Consider the following 21,859-nt stretch of genomic DNA (forward strand, 5'->3'; position numbering starts at 1 on the left):
CAGGGCGCAGCACGGACTCAAGGACAGGGCGGCGAGGGAGCGATGAGCAAGCTGACGGAGAAGCTGAAGGCAGTGGCGGCGGCGGTGGCGTCCATCGAGAAGCAGTTCGGACGTGGCTCGGTGATGACGTTGGGCGGGGACACGCAAGAGCACAAGGTCGCGGTGATTCCGTCCGGCTCGGTGGGGTTGGACCGGGCGCTCGGCGTGGGAGGCTATCCGCGGGGCCGCGTGGTGGAGGTGTTCGGCAACGAGTCGTCCGGCAAGACGACGCTCACGTTGCATGCGATTGCGCAGGTCCAAGCCGCAGGCGGCGTGGCGGCGTTCATCGACGCGGAGCATGCGCTCGACATCTCCTACGCGCGCAAGCTGGGGGTGCGGGTGGAGGAGCTGCTGGTGTCCCAGCCGGACACGGGTGAGCAGGCGCTGGAAATCACCGAGCAGCTCGTGCGCTCGGGAGCGGTGGACCTCATCATCGTGGACTCGGTGGCGGCGCTGGTGCCTCGCGCGGAAATCGAGGGTGAGATGGGCGACGCGCACATGGGTGTGCAGGCGCGGCTGATGAGCCAGGCCCTGCGCAAGCTCACGGGCGCGGTGAGCCGCTCGGGGTGCTGCATCGTCTTCATCAACCAGATCCGGATGAAGATTGGCGTGATGTTCGGCAACCCCGAGACCACCACCGGAGGGAACGCGCTGAAGTTCTACTCCTCGGTGCGCATGGAGATTCGGCGCACGGGCAACCTCAAGGAGGGAGACGCCGTGGTGGGCTCGCGGGCCCGGGTGAAGGTGGTGAAGAACAAGCTGGCCCCGCCCTTCCAGGAGGCGGAGTTCGATTTGTTGTACGGCAGCGGCATCCACCGCGCCGGGGAGGTGCTGGACCTGGGCGTGGCCACGGGACTCATCGACAAGTCCGGCAGCCACTTCAGTCTCCGAGGCGAGCGCATCGGCCAGGGAAGGGAGCGCGCCGCGGAGTGGCTGCGTGAGCACTCCGACACGATGGAGGCGCTGGCCCGGGAGCTCGCGGGGACACCGCCGCTCCCCTGCCCCTCGCCCGCCGTGGAAGCCGCCGCCTAGACGGAGCCGGTCAATGACTCCAGGGAGAGCGCCACCGGGTGCTGGCGCTCTCCGGCGCGCACGACCAGCCCGCCATCCGGGCCCGACTCCAACAGCGCTCCGAACTGGTACTGGCCATCTCGCGAGAAGCGCGCCTTGGCCCGGCCCTGCTTCACCCGACACGACAGGACGCCCGCGCCATCCACCTGGAGCGAGTCCAGCTCCAGGGCCTCGGCGGTGCGGTCACTCAAGCGGATGGACACACGTGCGTCCGGCGTGACGTCCACGGTCCGGACTTCGTACGCGGCGTCCTCGACCTGCACGTAGCACCAGTCCTGCCCGATGCGCAGTTGGTAGCGACCCTCGTCGTCCAGGATGAGAGAGGCGTTGAAGAGTTCGATGATTTTCGGGTGCTCGATGGGCTCGTCGTCATGCCACCAGCGCAGGGCGGCATCGAGGCGGATGCCGCTGTCCTCGCGAGTGTGCCAGCGCTTGCCGGCGGGGGGCTGTCCGGTGGGAGGTTGCATGGCTCTTCTCTATCTGCGCGCCCGGCCCGGGGGTTTCAACCCCTCGGGAGGCAGCGCCCTACCAGTTCCGGACAAGCTCCGTGTAGCCACGGAAGGCCACCGCGCCCCAGAAGTTCACCAGCACGCCCAGCACCAGCGTGCCCATCACCACGCGCTGGCGGAGCGACCAACCCCCGATGGCGAAGAGCAACAGGAGGTAGGGCGTGTAGTCGAGGCTGAAGCGGAAGCCGAACTGCATGTAGCCCGTGTTCTGGTAGAACAGACCGGGCAGCGCGCACACGGCCACGGTGAGCCACAGGGGCCAGTGAAGGCGAGGCCGCAGCTTCGGCACCAGCAGGAAGACGAGCAACGGCAGCGTCAGGAGCAGCGTGAGCCCGCGCGGGTCATACCCGAGCTTGAGCGGCGACAGCGACAGGGAGGGCCACTTGAGGAAGGCGGCCTCCAGGTTGCGCCCCAGGTATTCCCAGTGGAAGAGCCCCCACCGGTCGATGTCCACGTTGACGCGGTTGTTGAAGAGATACGCGTGGCCGAACTCGCTCAGGCGACCGAAGCGATACACGTTGTAGCCGGCGGCGAGCAGGCCCAGGGGCGCGGCCCCCAGGGCGAACAGGCCCACCTTCCTCGCGGCCTGCTTCCAGTGGCGCCCCAGTTCCTTGAGCTGCTGCAAGCGGGGCTCGGGGCCCGGACACAGGGCCTCCAGCACGAAGAAGAGCCCCGCGAAGAACAGCGGCGTGCGCGTGAGCGTCGCCATGGAGAAGAACACACCCGCCAGGACAGGACGGCGGGCCCGCAGTGCATTGCGCACATAGAGGCAGGTGAGGGCCACGCCCATGACCTCGGCGCTGAACCACACCTCGCCACGGATGGCGCAGTAGAAGAACAAGGTCCCGAAGGCGAGCGTCAGCGCGAGCACGACGTTCTCGTCGCGGGTGCGCGCCGTCTCGCCTTCCCGGGCAAGGAAGCGCAGCAGCGAGTAGAACAGCGCCACCGCCAGCGCGCCGATGATGACGCCGAAGGAGGTGTCGTTGAACTGGTACCCGTGCAGCGCGACGAAGGGCAGCATCGCCACGGCGGGGAACGACGGGAAGCTCACGAACCAGCGGTCATCGGGCAGCGGCCGGCCCTCGCAGCGGACCTTCTGGCCATTCACCTGCCGCACACAGGCCCAGTCCTCCAGGTTCGGAAGCACCTGGGGGTCCACGTCCAGCCGCCCCTCCAGCCACCCCTGTGCCTGGTAGATGAAGTGCGGCGCGGCGCTCTGGCGCAGGAAGCGCTGCGAGCTGAAGCTGGCGAGCACGACGAACGCCACCAGGAACAACAGCACCTCCACCCGGTAGGCCGCGAACCACACGCGAAGGACGGCGCCGACCGAGCCTCCACTGCCCACGGGCCCGGCCACCCCTTCGGTGACGGCGGTAGCGGCGGGCTCCACGGGCGCGGTGGCGGCGGGCTCGACCGCGGGCGCGGGCCGAGGCTCGGGCATGGACGGCGCGGGGCGCTTGGACTTGGAGCGGCTCATGATTGGGCGGCGGTCAGCAGGTGCTGCCGCAGCATCTCCAGGGTGTGGGAGGCAGCGAAGAGGCGCACGCGCTCCCTGTCTCCGGAAAAGGACATGCGCTCGCACCGCGTGGCGAACCCCGGCCCCGCGAGCGCGCAATACACGGTGCCCACCGGGTCATCAGGCGTCCCGCCTCCGGGCCCCGCATACCCCGTCACCGCCAGGCCATATGTGGCGCCGCAGGCGGCACGCACACCCTCGGCCATGGCCACGGCCGTCGGAGCGGAGACCGCGGTATGACGCTCGAGCACTTCGGTGGGGACGCCCACCCAGGCGGTCTTCATCTTCTCCGAGTAGACCACCGCGCCACCGATGAAGACGGTGCTCGACCCCGGCACCGCCGTCAGCCGCTGGGCGATGAGGCCTCCCGTGCAGCTCTCCGCCGTGGCCAGCGTGGCCCCGGCGCGCCCCAGCGCCGACAGCAGCGCGGGCGCGTACTCCTCGCCGTCCGCGGCGAAGACATGCCGCCCCAGCAGGCGACGACACTCAGCCTCCACCGCGGCCAGGGCCTGGTCGGCCTCGGCCTGCGTGGGCGCCTCCGCCATCAGCTTGATGTGGTTCTCCGGCGCGTGCGTTCGGAAGCCGAACACCACCCTGGGGTGGCTGGGCACGAGGGGCGCCACGGCCAGGTCCAGTTCGGACTCGGGGATGCCGACGGTGCGCAGCAGCCGGAAGGCCCGGAACAGACGGCCCGGCCTCGACTCCAGCTCCGCGCGGATGCGCGGCAGCACCTCGTTGTCCAGCAGGGCCCGATATTCGCGCGGCACCCCTGGCAGGAAGAACAGGCGACAGCGCCCCAGCGTGAGCACGACGAGCGGCGCGGAGCCCGCGGGATTGCGCACCGGCTCGGAGCCACGGGGGATTCGCGCCATGCGCAGCGCGCTGGGATTGATGGGGATGCCCCGCGCCGCGTAGCGCTCGCGCAGCCACTCCAGGACCCGGACGTCCTCCTCCAACGGGACTCCCGCGGCGGCCGCGGCACACTCCAGGGTGAAGTCATCCGCCGTGGGGCCCAGCCCGCCGGAGACCACCACGACATCCGCTCGCGCCGCGGCCTCGAGCAGCGTCTGGGTGATGTCCGGTCGGACGTCCCCGACGAGCACCACCCGCTCCACCTTCACGCCCAGGTCGAAGAGCCGGGCCTCCAGGTAGGTGCTGTTCGTGTCCGTGATGAGGCCGGTGACCAGCTCGTCACCCGTGCACAGCAGTTCGACCCGCATGGGGCGCGCATCCTAGCGACAGGCGAGGACCTCGGCACGGACGGATGCGTCTTCGGGCCCTGCCCTCCAGGCGGGAAGCCGGCCGGGTGTCTGGCAGCCTCCACCCTGAACCCGGCTGGCGAGCGGGCCACACCCCCCGGGACGGGCCGGGCAGGACGTGCTGCCCGGCGGCCCGGGGACCTCAACTCAGAGGAAGGCGGGTCCGTTGCTGCGGGGACCTTCGCCGTCCTCGGACTCCTCGTCGTCCTCGTCATCGATGACGCCAGCGACGGCTGCGGAGCCTGCGGCGAGCTTGCGCGCGGCCAGGTGCGTGCGCACCTGCACCGCGGACTCCACCAACCCGAGCGCGAGGTAGGCGCCACAGCAGGCCACCAGCAACCAGGCGGGATGATACTGCGTCGCGATGGCCACACCGGCGGCCACCATCAACATGAACACGGCCGCGCTCTTCCGGTTGGGGCGGGTGTCCTTGAAGGTGCGGTAGCGCACCGTCGACACCATGAGCAGCGACAGGCCCGCCACCGCCACCGCCACCGGGACGTAGGCAGACTCGCGCAGAGACTCCCCCTGCGAGGCCACGTGATGGGAGATGATGACCGAGACGAGCATGCCCGCGGCGATCGGGATGGGCAGGCCCACGAAGAAGCTCCCGCCCCCCCCGTGGGGATTGCGCGCCGCCAGCACGTTGAAGCGCGCCAGCCGCAGCGCGCCGCACGCGGCGAACGCGAACGAGACGAACAGCCCCGCGAAGCCCAGGGGCGCCAGCGCCCACTTGTAGACCAGCAGCGCGGGAGCCGCCCCGAAGGAGACGACGTCCGCCAGACTGTCCAGCTGGACACCGAAGTCGCTCTGCGTCTTGGTCAACCGGGCGACGCGGCCGTCGAACCCGTCGAAGAACATCGCGAAGAAGATGGCCAACGCGGCCTGGTAGAGGTGGACCGGCTCCGCCTCGCCCGCGCACAGCGTGATGGCATAGAAGCCACAGAAGATGGACGTGACAGTGAAGAGGTTCGGCAGCACGAACATCAGTTTCCGTAACTTCATCGATCCCTCGACTTCCTCTGATGCCCATGAGTTCCTGGCAGCAGGACGGCCGGAGAACGAACCTTAGCAGGGTTTTATTCGAGGAACCGTCAGACCCAGGGGTCGGCAAGGAGAGCAGGCGCGATGGGAGACGGGCGCTGGGTCGTGTGGGTGCTGGTCGCTGGCCTCGTCGTGGTGCTGGGGAATGTCCTCTGGGTGGCGCTGGTCCGGCGGTGGTACCGTCTACGCACGCCCCTTCCCCAGGCCTTCAAGGCACGGTGCGCGGACGGGTGGGAGGTGGCGGTCCATGTCCGGCGCGCGCCGGTGAGGCGCTTCGAGGAGCCGGTGCTCCTGTGCCATGGGCTGGCGGCCAACCGGTTCACGTTCGACTTCGAGCCCCCCTACTCCGTGGCCCACTACCTGGCCGAAGCGGGCTTCGACTGCTTCAGCGTGGAGTGGCGGGGCACCGGGCACTCACGCCTGCCACCGCGAGGGCGGCGGTACACCGACTTCACCATCGACGACCACATCCTGCAGGACGGGCCCGCGCTGCTGGAGCTGGCGCTGAAGCAGACGGGCGCGAAGCGGGCGTTCTGGCTGGGGCACTCGCTGGGCGGGCTCGTCGGTTATGGGCTGGCCCAGGGGCCGGAGGGCAAAAAGCTCGCGGGGCTGCTCACGCTCGGCGCGCCCGTGCACTTCAAGTCCGAGCCGTTCCTGCGCACGCTCATCTCGCTCGGCGTGCGCGCCGCGTGGCCGGCCCGCTTCCGACAGGAGTGGATGAGCGCGAGCCTGGCGCCGTTCCTGGGCTACGTGACGCTGCCCCTGTCCGACCTGGTGGTGAATCCGCTGCACATCCCTCCGCGCATCCAGCGGCAGGTGTACGCAAACATGATGTCGTCGATGAGCCGCAAGGTGCTGCTCCAGTTCCAGGACTGGATCGAGCACGATGCGTTCCGCTCGTTCGACCGCACCCGCGACTGGCGCGCGGGCATCGCCGGGCTCCAGCTGCCCATCCTCGTCATGGGCGGAAGCGCGGACCGGCTCGCCACCGCGGAGAACGTGGAGAGCCAGTTCGCCCTCGTCACCGCGCCGGACCGCACCCTCCACGTCTTCGGCAAGGACCACGGCGACGCGATGGACTACGGCCACGGAGACCTCGTGTTCGGCAAGGGCGCTCCCACGGAGGTCTATCCCGTCATCCGCGAGTGGCTCGAGAAGCATGCCACGCCGCTCGGCGCCTCCGCCGCGCCCCCGCCGCCCGCCTGAGCCGCCGCGTGCCCGCGGCTCAGCGCGGCCCCGGTGCGGGCTCGACCGTTCGCTTCACGCAAGACAGCTCGGTGCCACGCGAGTCCTCGCTGTCCACGCGCCCCAGATGGATTCGCGTGGCCCCGGTGCACTCGGCCCCGACCAGGCCCTGGCCGCTCTTTCTCGAGCGGAGGACGTCCACGCGGAGGACACCGTCGCCCATGGCCGACAGGGCCGTCCGCGCGCTGTCGCGCACCTCCACGCTCCGGGCATCGAGCGTCGCGAGCGTGTCCGCGACCAACGCGGCCTGACCACAGCGTTCGAGGTCCGCGTCACGCAGCGCCACCCGTGCGTTCTGCGTCGCCAGCACGCAGGCGCCCGAGGCGCCCCGCACCACCACGCCCTCCACGTCCGCGACGACCTGGCGCAGGTGCAGGGCGTCACCCGTGATGCCGTCCGACGAGTGCACGCGCGACACGATGGCATCTCGCAGCCGCAGGCGACCTCCCACCGCGAGCACCCCATACTCCTCCGCGGCCTCCACACGCAGCCGCCGCACCTCCACCTGCGAGCCCGTGAGCTGGAGCGCGCCGTGGCTGCCGCTGCCCCGCACCACCACGTCCTGCAACACCACGTTTCGCGAGGCGACCACGGCGAGCCCCGCGCGCCCGGCGCCCACGGACTGGAAGCCGCGGACCTCGAGCCGAGGTGACTGCACCACGGAGAGCGCGAGCTCGTGGCCCGCCACACTTACCTCCCGCAGCACCAGCGTGCCCTCCACCACCGAGAACGCCGCGCCTGTTCCCGCCTGGGCCGACGAGCGCCGTACCTCGGCGTGGCCGCCATCCATCCCCAGGGCCGACACCGCGCCCGAGACGACCACCTCCTCCAACAAGGCGGAGGCCTGCGCGCCGCGAACGCGCACGGCCCGGCGGAAGGGGCCCGTGAAATGGATGTCCCGGAGGCGCGTGGTCCTCGGTGACACGGGCGCCACCGCGGCCTCCGGCGGAGTCTCCAGAACCACGCCCACGGTCTCCGGAATGCTCGCCTCGAAGCGCGAGGACTCGGCGTCGAATCGGCCGGCGCGGACCTGGACGCCGCCTCGACGCTGCCCGGTGAAGGACACCTTCTCCGCGCGCACCTGCCGGCCACGCGTCACCTCCACCCCCCAGGCCCCCCCTCGGATGGACAGGTTGCGAAGGAGCGTCACGCCCTGCTCGGCAACGAGGGGTTGATCCGCGCCCGAGGCGCTTCGTGATTCCGGGCTCGGCGCGTCGAGGACCGGGGGCAGGACGTTCTGCTCGGATCCCTCGGCTCGCAGCACCACGGCCTCCGGGCCCTCCGCCACCAGCACCGTGGCGGGCCCCTCGCCCTCCAGCCGGACACCCTCGGGCAGGGTGAAGCTCCCCCGGTACTCCCCCGCCGCCAGGTGCACCGTCACCACCCCTGGCCGCCCCAGGGCCTCGGCCAGGGACGACCACGGTCTCTCGCGCGTGCCGTCCCCTGGCCCCGGGGTCGTACCGTCCACCCAGAGCTCCGTCCGCCCGGACTCCGGCCTGGAGACGACCGCGGGCGCCTGGGCCGAGGGGCCCGGACTCCGGCAGGCGCCCAGCGCCAGGATCACGACGGTCGGAAACGTTCGGAAACGCACGAGAGGCAGCAGCCTACCCCATTCCGGCCCCGCCCCGCCCGGGCGCGATCAGCCACACACGCCAAACGATCGGAATCTCAAAGACTTTCTTCCAATCACGATCAGCCAGAATGCTTTTGGCGTGTGATTTCCGCGCGGTGTGTCGGTGGCTCCGACGTGGATTCCCCACTCTGTCTACGCCCGGTGTTTCACCGAGCCAACTTTTCGTCCGGAGGCCGATTTTCCGGCCTCGGAACGCGGTCAGCATTGACAGGGAAAAGAACGATTTGTTACCACCGGTTGGCTTTCGCGCATTCAAGGCCAGACAACGCAGGACGGAGGGGCGTAATGACCAAGGCAGAGCTCGTCGAGGTGGTGGCGGCGCAGACACGTCTCACCAAGAAGTCGGCGGCGCAGATCCTCGACATCGTCTTCACGAACATCGGCAAGGCCGTGAAGAAGGATGCGCGCTTCAGCTACCCCGGCTTCGGCACGTGGTCCGTGCGCTCCCGCAAGGCGCGCAAGATCCGCAACCCCCAGACGAACGAGATGATGAAGCTCAAGGCGTCGAAGACCATCGGCTTCCGCCCGGCCAAGGAGCTCAAGAACTCGCTGTGAGCTGACGCCACCCCGGTCCAGCCCGCGGAGTCCCCGGGACTCGCGCTGGGCCGGGCTCCTCCTCAGGGGCGCTACCTTCGTGGGTGGCGCCCCTGATGCGTTGCGGGCCTCAAGAGCCCGTCGCGCCGCGGGCCACGGGCGGCGCGCGAGGGCGCTCGTCACCGGCGTCCTCGAGCGCGTCCAGCGGGTCCACCACCTCGCCGTCCTTCCACAGCTCGAAGTGCAGGTGCACGCCCGTGGCCAGCCCCGTCTCGCCCGCGAGCCCCACCGCGTGGCCCGGGTCCAGTATCTCGCCGGGCTCCACCAGCACGCGGGACAGGTGGCTGTAGCGCGTGAGCCAGCGGCCCTCGTGCTGGACCTCCACCTGGAGGCCATGGTCGCCGTTCCAGCCCGCTCGCAGCACCACGCCCTTCGCGGCGGTGTAGATGATCTGCCCCTGCTTCGCCGCCAGGTCCACGCCGAGGTGACGGCGCTGCTCGCCCCGGATGGGGTGCCAGCGCTGACCGAAGACGCTGGTGATGGTGACCGGGTCCACGGGCCAGGCCAGCCGGGGCAGGCCGTCCGCGTTCTCCGGGTGCTCGAGCCGGCGCAGCTCCGCCATGCGGACCGCGAGCCGTCCCACCCTCAGCACCACCGCCTCGGCGAGCGCACCCGGCATGTCGCCGTACGTCCTGCCGTCCTGCTCCAGCTCGGTCTCCAGGACGCTTCGGGCCTTCGCCACGTCGCGGGCGTCCGTGCGCTCCAGGGCGCGCTCCAGGAAGGCGTCGAGGACGCCGTTCATCACCTCCCAGCCCTGCACCTGTGCCAGCGGCATCGGGCCGCCCCGGGCCACCTTGCGGCGATGGGCGCGGGCCCGCTCCGCGAAGGTGGAGAGGGCCCCCTGCAGCGCCTCGGAGGGCTCCGGCGAGGCCATGCGCGAGAGCGTCCGCGCGGGGGCGGGCTGGGGCTCGCGGGGAGCGACCGGGGCGGGCTCGGTGTCGACGTACTCCGAGGTGTCGTAGACCTCGTCAAAGCTCATCTTCTGCTCCGACCGGGTCGAGGAGCAGGCACAGAGACCGACGAAGGCGAGGAGGGGCAGTCGACGCACGGCCCGGCGAGCGTACCACGCCCCTGCCGCGCGGCATGCCCACCCCGCCCCCCGGTGCAGCAGGCAAGGGAGCTCGGCCGAGGGGCTCCATCCGTTGGCGCCGAGCCCGCATCCGCGTTGCGCCCAGGGCACACCAGAGTCGCCGCGGGCCCTGCCCTGCGGCGCTGCGTCCCGCGGCCACCGCGCGACATGCTCACGGATTGAACGCCCAGGCTGCCCGGCGGCGACTGCCGGCACAGCAAGCGCGGATGCCGTGTCCACGATGACGGCAACCCATCGCATCGAAGTGAAACGAGAGGGGCCTGACCTGAGCACGCGGTGGACGCAGGCAATCGCCTTGTCGATGCCGGTGGCGGACGTGCTCCGCGGTGTCACCCCACGGCACAGCTCGCGCTGCCGGGCACTCACGCGCGACGGCAGCGTGCGACATACGCACGCCGTGGCCTTGTCTCGAGGCCCGTGGCGGACACCTTCGCAAGGTGCGGCCCTCCACGGTTCAGCTCGCGCCGCTGGACGCGGCTCGCGCGCTACTTCAGCGCGCGACGCACACGCGCCACGGCCTCGTCGATGTCCGCGGCGGACACATCCAGGTGCGTCACCAGGCGCACCGTGTGGGGGCCGCCCGCGGGGTTCGTCAACACACCTTGGGTGCTCAGCAGCGGCACCATCTCCCGGGCCGGACGCGCGAACTCGGCGAAGACCATGTTCGTCTCCACCCGCTTCACGTCCACCTTCACGCCCGGCACCTCCGCGAGCCCCGCCGCGAGGCGACGCGCGTTCGCGTGGTCCTCCGCGAGCCGCTCCACGTGATGCTCCAACGCGTACAGCGCCGCGGCCGCGAGGATGCCCGCCTGACGCATGCCTCCGCCCAACCGCTTGCGAAGCCGGCGCGCCTCGCGGATGAGGTCCGCGCGTCCCACCAACGCCGAGCCCACCGGCGCTCCCAACCCCTTCGAGAAGCACACCGCCGTCGTGTCCGTCAGCTTCGCCCACGACGACGCGGGGACTCCCGCCGCCACCTCCGCGTTGAACAACCGCGCGCCATCCAGGTGCACCGCCAGCCCCGCGTCACGCGCCACCTTCACCACCTGGGCGAAGCGCTCCACGGACCACACCGCGCCACCGCCCCGGTTGTGCGTGTTCTCCAGCGACAACAACCGCGTGCGCGGATTGTGGATGTTGTCCTCGCGCACCGCCGCCGCCACCACCTCCGGCGTCAACACGCCCCACTCGCCCGGCAAAGGCTGCGGCTGTACGCCCCACAGCGCCGGAACCGCGCCGCCCTCGTAGTGCAGGATGTGACTGCCCGCCTCGGTCAGCACCTCGTCCCCCTGCCGGCAGTGCGCGCCGATGGCCAGCTGGTTGGCCTGCGTGCCGGAGGGCACGAACAGCGCCGCCTCCAGCCCGAGCCGCTCGGCCACCTTCGCCTCCAGGCGCAGCACCGTGGGGTCCTCGCCATAGACGTCGTCGCCGACCTCCGCCTCGGCGATGGCTCGCCGCATCGCCGCGGTGGGCTTCGTGACGGTGTCGGAGCGAAAGTCGATGGGCTTCATGGTTCTCCCGAGAGTGGACACAGCCGGTGCTTGGGGACCCGGCAAGGGTGACATACAACGGCCGCGTGCCCGGACGTGAGACAGCGGCGGCGAAGCGCGAGCGCGCGGTGAAGGTCATGGAGCGACTGGAAGCCTCCATGCCCGACGCGCGCATCGAACTGGACTACCAATCCCCCCTGCAGTTGCTCGTGGCGGTGATGCTGTCCGCCCAATGCACCGACAAGCGCGTCAACATGGTGACGCCCGCCCTCTTCCAACACTTCCCCGACACCCAGGCGTACGCCCAGGCCAAACCGACCGACGTGGAGCCGTTCATCCGCACCTGCGGCCTGTACCGCGCCAAGGCGAAGAACATCGTCGCGGCGGCGAAAATCCTCGCCGAGAAACACGGCGGCAAGGTGCCACTCGAGCGTGACACGCTGGCGGAGCTCCCCGGCGTGGGCCGCAAGACGGCGGGCGTGGTGTGCATCCACCTGGGCGGCGACAACGCCTTCCCCGTGGACACGCACGTCAAGCGGCTCGCGTACCGGCTCGGCTTCACCCTCCAGGAGGACCCCGACAAGGTGGAGGCCGACATGCAGGCCGTCCTGCCCCCGGAGCGCTGGATGATGGGTCACCAGCTCCTGGTGTGGCACGGACGACGCACGTGCTTCGCCCGCTCGCCCGAGTGCGCCCGCTGCGTCGTGGCGGAGCTGTGCCCGAAGAAGGGCGTCGATGCGCGTGAGGAGGGGCCGGAGAAGTCCCCGGCCCCGGCTCGCGTGAAGAAGACGGCTACCGCGAAGCGCCCAGCTCGTTCTCGCGCGAAGCCTTGAGCCGCTTCATCCGCTTGCGGATGAACTCGCGCTTCAGCGTGGAGACGTGGTCCACGAACACCGTGCCGTTCAGGTGGTCCGTCTCGTGCTGCACGGCGATGGCGAGCAGCTCGTCACAGCGCAGCGTCTGCTCGTTGCCGTCCACGTCCAGGTACTTCACCGTGACGACGGCGGCGCGGTCCACGTCCTCCGACTCACCGGGGATGGAGAGGCAACCCTCGGTGTAGGTCGTCTCGCCCTCCAGGGTGATGATTTCGGGGTTGATCATCGCCAGGGGCTTGGACTCGGGCTGGCGGGGCGTGGTGTCCAGGACGATGACGCGCTGGAGCACGCCCACCTGCGGCGCGGCGAGCCCCACGCCGTCGGCGGCGTACATCGTCTCGAACATGTCCTTCACCAGCGCGCGGACGGAGTCGTCCACCTTCGTCACCGGCTTGGCCTTCTGCTTCAGGATGGGGTCGGGCCAGATGAGGATTTCACGAACCATGCGGGCCGTCTTAACGCCCCCCGCGCGGACGGGCAACCCCGCCCCGGCCGCCGCCCGCCCTCCCTTCGCGCAGGACGTCCACCCCACGTCAGTCGAGCAGGCTCCGTGCATACTCGGCGCGCAGTCGGTCATCCCCCAGGGCCTGGGCCGCCTCGGACAACACGCTGCGAATCTGCTGCGCGCGGTGCTGGAGGGCCGGGTCCGGATGACCCGCGAAGCGCAGGGGGTGGAACTCGGCGGTGAGCAGCTCGTAGGCCCGCTTGACCTCCTCGCCGCCCGCCGTGCGCGCCAGCCCCAGCACGGTGAAGTAGTCCGCGTCTTGAATCTCCTCGAACTTCGACTCCAGCCGGCGCACGTCAAGCTCGGGAGGCAGCTCGTCGGAGTCCTCGGTGCTCGCGGGCTGGAGGGTGATGAGGCCCAGCGTCCTCGCCACGGAGAGGGCCTTCAGCGCCGAGTCCTGGGGCAGCCCCGCCCCGAGCAGCAGCGCCTCCAGCGTATGCTCGCCGTCCACCTGGGAGAGCAGCTGCAGGTCCCTGGCGGGCAGGCCGAAGTCGTCGGGCGCGAGGTGCAGGTCGCCACGGGTGACGCGGGCGCGCAGGCTGCCGGCGGCCTCGAGCAGGGACTCGGCGGTCAGCGTGTTGCGCAGGGACTCGGCCAGGAGGAACAGGGGCGGCCGGGTGGCGGCGGCGAGCGCCACCTCGTGTGGCACCGGCTCCTGGACCAGTCGGTACAGCGTGGAGGGCTCGGAGAGGGCGTCGAGGAAGACCTGCTCCGTGTAGCGCTGGACCAGGGGCACGGACTCGGACTCGCGCAGATAGCCGCGTCCCCGGAGCGCGTCGAGCAGCGCGCCGGTGGTGGCGCTGCGCACCAGCCGCAGCTCGCCTTCCTGCCTCGCGTCGATGAGGCCATCCGCGCGGGCGCGGTCGATGAGCGACTCACCGGGAGCCGATGAGACGGCGCCCACGAGCAGGCCGTCTCGCAGCCACAGCACGCGCAGCGCGTTCATCACCTTCAGCTCCAGGCGCACCTCCATGCGCGCCTCGCAGAGCCGGAGCACCAGTCGGGCGAGACCTTCCTGTGTGACGCTGCCGCTGCGCGAGACCGCGAGCTCCGGACGTCCTGGAGGTGCCTCCAGGGGGAGCAGCGCCGCTCGGGCCTGCGCGGCGGCCTCCTCGGCCTCGCGACGTCCCCGCTCCTCGAGCTCCAGTCGCTCCTGCTCGGCGCGGACACGCTCCTCCGCGGAGTCCTTCTCCAGGCGGGCCTTCTCCTCGCGCAGCGCCTCCAGGGCCGCGCGGGCCTCGTCGTGCTCCGTGCGCAGGCGCGCGAGCTCCGCGTCCGTCTGCTCGAGCTGTCCCTGAAGCTGGGTGGCGCGGGCCTCGGCGGCGCTCAACGCCCGGGCCTGTTCCTCGATGCGCGTCTCCACGGCGGCGCGCTGACGGGCTTCCGCCTCCAGGCGCACTTCCAGGGCGGTGCGGTGACGGCCCTCCGTCTTGGCTCGAGCCTCCGCGTCGACCAGGGCCTGCTCCGCCTTTCGGGCGCGGGCCTCGGCGTCCGCGCGGACCTCGGCCTCGGCGGCGGCTCGCGCGTCCGCCTCCGCTCGCTGACGGGCTTCTGCTTCCGCTCGCGTCTCCGCGACGACTCGCTGCTTCGCGTCCGTGTCCGCTCGGGCCTCGGCTTCGGCGCGCTGACGGGCCTCCGACTCGGCGAGCGCCTGGGCCTGCTTCGTCTCGGATTCGGTTTCCTCGCGCCGCTTCGCCTCGGCTTCGATTCGGGCCTCGGCCTCCTCGCGCAGCTCCACCTCGAACGCGGCCTCGGCTTCGGCGTCCTCGCGCCGCTTCACCTCGGCTTCGATTCGAGCCTCGAGCTCCGCGCGCTGTCTTGCCTCGGCCTCCGCCCTCGCTTCGGCTTCCTGGCGCTGCTTCGCTTCGGACTCGGCTCGCGCCTCCGCGTCCTTGCGCTGCGACTCCTCAATCTCCGCACGGGCCTCGGCTTCCTTGCGCTGCTTCTCCTCGGCCTTGGCGCGAGCCTCGAGTTCCTTGCGCTGCGACTCCTCAATCTCCGCGCGGGCCTCGGCCTCCTTGCGCTGATTCTCCTCGGCCTTGGCGCGAGCCTCGAGTTCCTTGCGCCGTGATTCCTCGGCCTTGGCGCGGGCTTCGAGGTCCTTGCGCTGCTTCTCCTCGGCATTGGCGCGGGCTTCGAGGTCCTTGCGCTGCTTCTCCTCGGCCTTGGCGCGCGCTTCGAGGTCCTTGCGCTGCTTCTCCTCAGCCTTGGCGCGCGCTTCGAGGTCCTTGCGCTGTTTCTCCTCGGCCTTGGCTCGGGCTTCGAGCTCCTTGCGCTGTTTCTCCTCGGCCTTGGCTCGGGCTTCGAGGTCCTTGCGCTGCTTCGCTTCGGATTCGGCTCTCGCTTCCGCCTCTTCGCGGCGCTTCGCTTCGGATTCGGCTCTCGCTTCCGCCTCTTCGCGGCGCTTGGCTTCAGCCTCGGCGCGTGCGGCGGCTTCCTCGCGCTGCTTCTCCTCGAGCTCCGCTCGCGCCTCGGCCTCCTCGCGCGCCTTGGCTTCCGCTTCCGCTCGGGCTTCGGCCTCTTCACGAAGCTTCGTCTCGGCCTCGACCTTCGCTTCGGCTTCGGCGCGAGCCTGCTCCTGGGCTTCGGCCCGGGCTTCCGCCTCTTCGCGCGACTGGGCCTCCTGCGCGAAGCGCTCTCGTGCCTCGGACGAGGCTTGGGTCTCCAGTTGCGTGAGCGCCTGGACCTCGGCCCTGGCGCGCGCCTCCGCCTCCTGGCGCGCCTTGGCTTCCGCTTCCGCTCGCGCCTCGGCTTCGCTCCTCGCTCGCGACTCCAGCTCCGCCTGGGCTTCCGCTTCCGCGCGAGCCCTCGACTCCGCCCTCGCTCGAGAGTCCGATTCGAGCCGGGCCGCATCCGCGACCTCCGCCCGGGCCTCGGCCTCTGCTCGGGCCAGGGCCTCCGCGCCCGCCCTCGCCTCCGCTTCGACGAGCGCCACTTCCGCGGACTTCACTCGTGCCTCGAGCGCCTGTCTCGCACGGACCTCCGCCTCGGCTCGCGCCTCCGCGTCGACACGGCCCGCGGCCTCGTCCTCGAGGCGGAGCTCGACCTCCTTCATCGCCTGCGCCGACGCGGCCTCTCGCGTTTCAGACTCCGCGAGCTTCGCCTCCAGCTCCACGAGCCGGGCCTGCGCCTCCGCCCGGGCGAGCGACTCACGGTCGGCGCGCTCCTGCGCATCATCCCGGGCGATGAGCGCCTCGCGGACCTCCGCCTCCGCGCGCGCCAGGGACTCGGCCGACTGCTTCGCCTGCTCGCGCGCCTCCGACGTCGAGGTCTCCAACAACGCGCGCAGTTCGATGAAGTCCTGCTCTCGCGACTCGATGCGTCCGAGCGTCGCCTTCGCGGCCTCGTCCACGGAGGCCCGCGCGCGCGCCTCGGCTTCCGCGAGAGCCTCCGCCTCCACCAGTCGCGCCTGGAGCTTCGCGAGCTCCGTGCGCAGGGTCTCCGCCTCCGAGCCACTGCGCACACCCTGCTCGGACTCACGCTGGCGAAGCAGCTCCAGCTCGGCCTCGAGCTCCCGCCGCGCACGCGCCTCCCGCGCGAGCGCCGCCGCGTTCTCGTCTTCTCTCGCTCGGGCTTCCTGGAACTGCTGGTCCACCTCCGCCAGCAACGTCGCGTCGCCAGAGCGCTCCTCCTCGAGGACCTCGAGCCGCGTCTGGAGCGATTGGAGCTGCTCCGTCTGTCGGTCTCGCGCGGTCTCCGCGTCCACGCGCAGCGCGGCTTCGCGGTCCAGGATGGTGCGCAGGGACTCGCTCAGCTCGCGGGCCTCCTGGGCCTGTCGCCCGGTCTCCTGGCGAAGCGCGCGCTCCTCATCCAACGCGGCCTTCAGCGCGTGGACCCGCTCGTGCGCTTCCTCCAACTGGCGCTCGAACTCCTCCCAGCGCGCGCGCAGGGTCGGGTCGTCCACGGTGCTCGCCGACACCGCGTCCGCGGTCTGCTCCGGCGCGGTTCCGACGGAGGGCTCATTCGGCCCGGGCTCGTCGGGAGAGGCGGTCCTCGCGGTCGCATCCGGAGACTCCGTGTCGGCGTCGAACCACCCTTCGCTCGCGGAGGGCAGCGTCGAAGCAGGCAGCTCGGGCTCCGCGTCGAACCAACCGGAGGAGGCCTCGGGCTCTTCGGGAGACGCGACGGCTCGCGCGTCCGCATCCACTCCCGACGCGGTGGGGTCGGAGGGCTCGACCGTGTCAGCCCAGCCCGCGGCGACGTCCGCCATCGAGGTGTCGGCGCTGGCTCCCGCCGTCCCCCAGCTCACCGCCACGCCGGATGCCGAGGCGTCCGCCCTGGCGCTGGTCCAATCGTCGTCGTCCCCCGGCTCCGACTCTCCGAGGGCAGAGGGTGGAGTCGTGGACTCGGCCGACTCCGGTGCATCACCGGAGGGCTCCGGATGCGCTGCTTCCGTCGTGCCCTCTCGAGTGTCGAGGGCGGGCGCCTCGAGGTCGCTGCCGCTCGAGGCCGTGACGTCCGGAGGCGACTGCTTCTCGTCGGACTCGGAGTCGAACCAGTCCTCGCCCACCTGGCGGTTGTTGGCGGACTCGGGGGGCGTGCTCGCGGAGTCTTCGTCCTCGGCTCGGACCTTGGCTTGGAGCTCGGCCTCCAACACGTCCCAGGGCGAGGCAGGCAAGGCCTCTTCTTCTTCGCCTGTCGCTTCGGCGGAGGACTCGGTTGAAGGTGCATCCGCGCTCGCGTCGATGTGCGCGGGCAGGGTCGGTTCATCCGACGTCGTGAAGCCCTTCGCGGCGTTCTCGACCTCGGGGTCGGGCGGAAGCTCGGTCCAGGCAGACGCGTCGACCGGCTCGGGTACGCGTTGCTCGGCATCACGCATCGCGGCCAGCTCCGCCTCGGCCGCCGAGAGCGCATCGCCTTGTGGCGCGGGAGCGTCGACGTCGAAGAAGCCTTCCTCACCGAGCTGCGGCGACTGGGTCTCGGGCCGAGTGGCGGCGGAGACGGGCTCCTCCGTCCAGGCGAGCTTGCCCACCGGCAACGGGGCTTCGTCCCCCGCCGAGGACGCGGCGGACCACTCCGCGGAGACGGCCCCCGTGTCGGAACCACTCACGCCATACAGCACGGTCGCGGGACCGCCTGAGGCGCCACTCGTGCTCCTGGCGTCTGACGCGGGAGGCTCGAAGCCAGCCGAGAACGTGTCGTCTCCCGCTCCCTCCACCATCGCGTCGGGGCCCGGAGCCACTGCGTACCCCGTGTCGGTTCCCTCCGCGGGAGGCGCATCCGCGCCGTCGGACAGTTGCGCGTCAGCGGGTGACGTCGTGGCCGCCGTGAAGCGGGCCTCCGCGGACTGGGGCGACGTGGCCTCGAACGCCCCCTGTTCCGTGGGCTCGCTCGTCCACTCGTCGCCGATGGACGCGTCGTCAGCGCCCTCGCCCAGGAGGTCGCCGCGCTCGTCGGTGACGGCTCCCGTCCACGGCGCGTCGCCGTACACGCGGGTGTCTCTTCCGACACGAGCCACGCCTGGCGGTGTTTCCCATGCATCGGCGCCGTAGTCACCCGACGCCTCTCCCTGCTCGGGAGCGACACCTGTCCAATCCGTGCCGTCGTTCGTGCTCACGGAGTCCAGGCCCGGTGCGGTGCCGTGCTCCGGAGTCCCCTCCGTCATTCCATCGCCACCGTAGGCGTCCGCGCCCGAAGGCGTGCCCTGTTCCGCCGCGTCGTCGAACCAGGTCTGCGGACCGTGGGCTGCTTCCGGATTCGAAGCGGGGGCCGTTTCCTGCTCGGTCCATTCAGCGTTCTCCGTCGCCGAAGCCTCGCCCTCCCACGACGGTGCATCCGCCTGGGGCCCCGCGGCGCCATCGCCCGGAAACGCGGACTCGCCCTCGCCCCGGAACACCTCGTCCGCGGGCAGCGCGCTCTCGTCGAACGCGCCCTCCCCCGCCACCGCCGCGCCCCAGTCCTCGCCGCCTCCCGCCAACGCGGTCTGCGCCGAGGCCAGCACCGCGGCCTCCTCCTCCTGCTGCACCTTCTCCAGCGTCGACTGCACGTCGAGCGGCGCGCGCCGAGCCTGCTCCTCGTGCTCGCTGCGCTCCTCGCGCGTCATCGCCGCCAGCTCCCAGTCCGTCTGGTGCAGCGGCGCCAGGTCGCCGAACAGCGCGTTCGCCAGCGTCGGGTCCCCACCCACCGCGGACCCGGGCGCCGTGGCGTGCCACGTCTCCGCGTCCTCCGCTCCCTTCGCCTCGGGCATCCCCGGCAGGCTCCGGTTCTCCAGCACATGCCACGCGTCCGCCGCCGACGGCGCGCGGATGAGCGAGTCCACCAGCTCCACGAAGCTCGTCCCATCCAACGGCAGCGGCGCCACCGGCGCGCTGAACCCCGCGATGGGCTCGCCCAACAACAGCACCCGGGCCACCTTGCCGTCCGGATGCTGGAGCAGCTCCTCCAGCACCAGCCGACCCCGGCCGCTCTCCACGCCAGGAGCCAGCACGATGAGCGCCGGCAGGTGATGCCCGTAGGCGATGAGCGCATCCGCGGCGGAGGTCGCGAGGATGACCTCGTGCCCCTCACGGGTGAGCAGACGCCGCACTGCGGCGATGGTGGCGATGTCGTCGTGGACGAGGAGGACCGGTGCGCCCATGGGGGGGCACCGAGTCTACAGCATGGCCCCCGGATCCACGTCGAGGACGACCTTCACCGCGGAAGGAACGTCGGCCAGGGCCGTCTCCACCCTGGCGAGCAGCGGGGCGAGCGCCACATGTGTCGGCCCCTTCAAGAGCAGCTGCCAGCGCGTCTTCCCCCGGATTCTGGCGATGGGCGCCACCGCCGGCCCCAACAGCCGCACCCCCGCCGACGCCGGGGGCATGTTCCGGGAGACGAGGTTGCCCAGGTGCCGGGCCACGCTGGCCACCTGCTCCGGGTGCTCCCCCTCCAGTCGAATCGAGGCCATGCGCGCGAAGGGCGGGTACGCCAACGCCTTGCGCCACTCCAGCTCCTGCTGGGCGAACCCGTCGAAGTCGTGCGCCAGCACCCGCTTCACCGGCTCCGCGTCCGGGTTGTAGGTCTGCACCAGCACCCGCCCCGGGTCCTTGCCCCGCCCCGCCCGCCCCGCCACCTGGGTCAACAGGTGGAAGGTCCGCTCGGCGGCCCGGAAGTCGGGAATGGCCAGGGACGTGTCCGCCATGACGACACACACCAGCGTCACGCCCGGGAAGTCGTGCCCCTTGGCCACCATCTGCGTGCCCACCAGCACGTCCAGCTCCCGGCGGGCGAACGAGGCCAGCAGCTCCGTCAGCCGCTCCGCGCTGGTGGCCGAGTCCCGGTCCAGCCGCGCCACCCGCGCGTTCGGGATGCGCTCGACGACCTCCGCCTCCACCCGCTCCGTGCCGATGCCCAGCTTCAGGATGGGGCCCGTGCACTCCAGGCACCGCTCGGGCACGGGCATCGTCAGCCCGCAGTAGTGGCACACCACCCGGTTCTGCGAGCGGTGGTGCGTCAGGCACACGTCGCACGAGGTGCACTTGAGCGACAGGCCGCACACCTCGCACAGGAGCACCGTGCTGTGGCCCCGGCGGTTCAGGAACAGGATGACCTGCTGGCCCTTGGCGAGCGTCTCCTCCATGGCCTGCAGCAGCGGCGGGCTCAGGATGGGCGCCTCCTCCGTCACGATGCCCTCGCGGGGGCGCTCCTGACGCAGGTCCACCAGCTCGATGGAGGGCATGGGCCGGTCATCCACCCGCCGCTTCAGCTCGAGCAGCCGGTAGCGCCCCTTCTTGACGTTCTCCAGCGTCTCCAGCGCCGGCGTGGCCGAGCCCAGCACCACCACCGCGCTGGCCTGCTTGCCGCGCACGACGGCCAAATCGCGCGCCTGGTAGCGCAGGCTGTCGTCCTGCTTGAAGGACGGGTCGTGCTCCTCGTCCACGACGATGAGCCCCAGGTTCTCCACCGGGGCGAACACCGCCGAGCGCACACCCACCGCGATCTTCACCTCGCCCCGACGCAGGGCCTGCCAGTGGAACAGCCGCTCGCGGTCCTTCAGCGCCGAGTGCAGCACCGCCACCTCCGCGCCGAAGCGGCTGCGGAAGCGGCCCACCAACTGCGGCGTCAGGGCAATCTCCGGCACGAGGATGAGGCTGCTCTTGCCCAGGGACAGCGCGTGCTCGGCCGCGCGCAGGTACACCTCCGTCTTGCCGCTGCCCGTCACGCCGTGCAGGAGGAAGGGCTGGAACGCGCCCGCGTCCAGGGCGCCGCGCAGCTGCTCACCGGCGGCGGCCTGCTCGGGGGTGAGGCGGTCGGGGCGGCCCTGAATCAGCCCCTCCTTCACGCCCGCCTCCAGCTTCTTCTCCTCGATGCGCACGAGGCCCTTGGTGGCCAGGCTCTTGAGGTGCGCTCTCGCGCCGGGAATCGCGTGGCTCACCTCCTCCAGCGGGGCGCTGCCGCCCACGGCCAAGAGGTACGCGAGCGCGGCGGACTGGGCATGCGCGCGCGCGAGCGCCGCGGGCACCTCGTTGACGAGCGCCACCGCGAACTGCTGCACATCCGGCTGGGCCTCCTTGCCGTCCACGGGCTTGGACAACCCCGGAGGCAGCGCGCCGCGGATGACCTCGCCCAGGGGGTAGCGGTAGTGCTCGGCCGCGAAGCGCAGGAGCGCGATGAGGTCCTTGGGCAAGGACGGCGAGTCCTCCAGCACGCGCTGGATGGGCTTGAGCCGGACCTTCTCGCCCAGCGTCACGGTGGAGGGGCCCAGGTAGAAGCCCAGCGCGGTGCCTCGGCCGAAGGGCACGAGCACGCGCTGCCCCGGGGCCAGGTTCCCCAGGAGGGCCTCCGGCACGGAGTAGGTGAATTCACCCCGGACGGGGCGGGCCACGGCGACGGAGGCCAGGACGGGAGGGTGCTCGCTCACTGCGAACGCCACTGTAGCGGCCTGTTCCGGTTGGGACAGTTCCCGGCGACGTCTCGCACCCAAGGTACGCAGCGGGATGGAACCCCTGGTGGAGGCCTCCTCCGCGTCGTCCGCCGTCGGCTCGTCCCACAACGGTCGCTGTTCCATGGC

General features: G+C 71.3%; 14 protein-coding genes. 4 read left to right on the plus strand and 10 right to left on the minus strand.

Annotated features, from left to right (window positions below):
• Positions 1 to 42 precede the first annotated feature (42 nt).
• Positions 43 to 1,071 carry a recombinase RecA gene (gene recA / locus VZQ01_RS11475; RefSeq protein ID WP_223746456.1) on the plus strand — a complete coding sequence of 343 codons (1,029 nt, stop codon included), beginning with the start codon at positions 43 to 45 and terminating at the stop codon, positions 1,069 to 1,071.
• Here the strand turns inward: recA and VZQ01_RS11480 are convergent.
• From VZQ01_RS11480 to pssA, 4 genes are all read right to left on the minus strand, one after another.
• On the minus strand, positions 1,068 to 1,577 hold the full coding sequence (locus tag VZQ01_RS11480) for a DUF1285 domain-containing protein (protein WP_223746455.1): 510 nt from the start codon (positions 1,575 to 1,577) through the stop codon (positions 1,068 to 1,070). The two genes, recA and VZQ01_RS11480, sit on opposite strands and share 4 nt — an antisense overlap.
• 58 nt (positions 1,578 to 1,635) lie before the next feature.
• Complete coding sequence (locus VZQ01_RS11485; protein WP_408891650.1) at positions 1,636 to 3,096, minus strand: hypothetical protein; 1,461 nt, start codon at positions 3,094 to 3,096, stop codon at positions 1,636 to 1,638.
• On the minus strand, positions 3,093 to 4,355 hold the full coding sequence (locus tag VZQ01_RS11490) for a CinA family nicotinamide mononucleotide deamidase-related protein (RefSeq protein ID WP_426747831.1): 1,263 nt from the start codon (positions 4,353 to 4,355) through the stop codon (positions 3,093 to 3,095). Before VZQ01_RS11490 ends, VZQ01_RS11485 begins: the two co-directional genes overlap by 4 nt.
• A 186-nt stretch (positions 4,356 to 4,541) precedes the next feature.
• Positions 4,542 to 5,399 carry a CDP-diacylglycerol--serine O-phosphatidyltransferase gene (gene pssA, locus VZQ01_RS11495; RefSeq protein WP_426747832.1) on the minus strand — a complete coding sequence of 286 codons (858 nt, stop codon included), beginning with the start codon at positions 5,397 to 5,399 and terminating at the stop codon, positions 4,542 to 4,544.
• A 123-nt stretch (positions 5,400 to 5,522) separates the two neighbouring features.
• Between pssA and VZQ01_RS11500 the strand changes: the two genes are divergently transcribed.
• Entirely contained in the window at positions 5,523 to 6,644 is a 1,122-nt protein-coding gene (locus VZQ01_RS11500) for an alpha/beta fold hydrolase (RefSeq protein WP_426747833.1), read from the plus strand.
• A gap of 19 nt (positions 6,645 to 6,663) precedes the next feature.
• Here the strand turns inward: VZQ01_RS11500 and VZQ01_RS11505 are convergent, their stop codons facing one another.
• Entirely contained in the window at positions 6,664 to 8,064 is a 1,401-nt protein-coding gene (locus VZQ01_RS11505; protein ID WP_426747834.1) for a hypothetical protein, read from the minus strand.
• Between the two features lie 537 nt (positions 8,065 to 8,601).
• On the opposite strand from VZQ01_RS11505, the gene VZQ01_RS11510 reads away from it, so the two are divergent.
• Positions 8,602 to 8,871, plus strand: a complete 270-nt coding sequence (locus VZQ01_RS11510) for an HU family DNA-binding protein (RefSeq protein ID WP_002635502.1) — start codon at positions 8,602 to 8,604, stop codon at positions 8,869 to 8,871.
• Positions 8,872 to 8,980: 109 nt separating this feature from the next.
• On the opposite strand, the gene VZQ01_RS11515 is transcribed toward VZQ01_RS11510, so the two are convergent.
• Both VZQ01_RS11515 and ltaE read right to left on the minus strand, forming a co-directional pair.
• A complete protein-coding gene (locus tag VZQ01_RS11515) occupies positions 8,981 to 9,889 on the minus strand; it encodes a M23 family metallopeptidase (RefSeq protein ID WP_426747835.1) in 909 nt (302 codons plus the stop codon).
• A 596-nt stretch (positions 9,890 to 10,485) separates the two neighbouring features.
• Positions 10,486 to 11,511, minus strand: coding sequence for a low-specificity L-threonine aldolase (ltaE, locus tag VZQ01_RS11520; protein WP_426747836.1), 1,026 nt, complete (start codon positions 11,509 to 11,511; stop codon positions 10,486 to 10,488).
• 47 nt (positions 11,512 to 11,558) lie between these two features.
• Here ltaE and nth point away from each other — a divergent pair, with 47 nt between their 5' ends.
• On the plus strand, positions 11,559 to 12,323 hold the full coding sequence (gene nth / locus VZQ01_RS11525; protein WP_426747837.1) for an endonuclease III: 765 nt from the start codon (positions 11,559 to 11,561) through the stop codon (positions 12,321 to 12,323).
• Here the strand turns inward: nth and def are convergent.
• The 3 genes from def to priA all read right to left on the minus strand — a co-directional run bounded on the left by def (position 12,283) and on the right by priA (position 21,856).
• Positions 12,283 to 12,810, minus strand: a complete 528-nt coding sequence (gene def / locus VZQ01_RS11530) for a peptide deformylase (RefSeq protein WP_223746446.1) — start codon at positions 12,808 to 12,810, stop codon at positions 12,283 to 12,285. The two genes, nth and def, sit on opposite strands and share 41 nt — an antisense overlap.
• A gap of 88 nt (positions 12,811 to 12,898) precedes the next feature.
• Positions 12,899 to 19,447 carry a response regulator receiver protein gene (locus tag VZQ01_RS11535; RefSeq protein ID WP_426747838.1) on the minus strand — a complete coding sequence of 2,183 codons (6,549 nt, stop codon included), beginning with the start codon at positions 19,445 to 19,447 and terminating at the stop codon, positions 12,899 to 12,901.
• A gap of 15 nt (positions 19,448 to 19,462) precedes the next feature.
• Positions 19,463 to 21,856 carry a replication restart helicase PriA gene (gene priA / locus VZQ01_RS11540; RefSeq protein ID WP_223746444.1) on the minus strand — a complete coding sequence of 798 codons (2,394 nt, stop codon included), beginning with the start codon at positions 21,854 to 21,856 and terminating at the stop codon, positions 19,463 to 19,465.
• Between the last annotated feature and the right edge of the window lie 3 nt (positions 21,857 to 21,859).

It is taken from the genome of Myxococcus faecalis (genome assembly GCF_050039385.1).
Lineage (GTDB): Bacteria > Myxococcota > Myxococcia > Myxococcales > Myxococcaceae > Myxococcus > Myxococcus fulvus.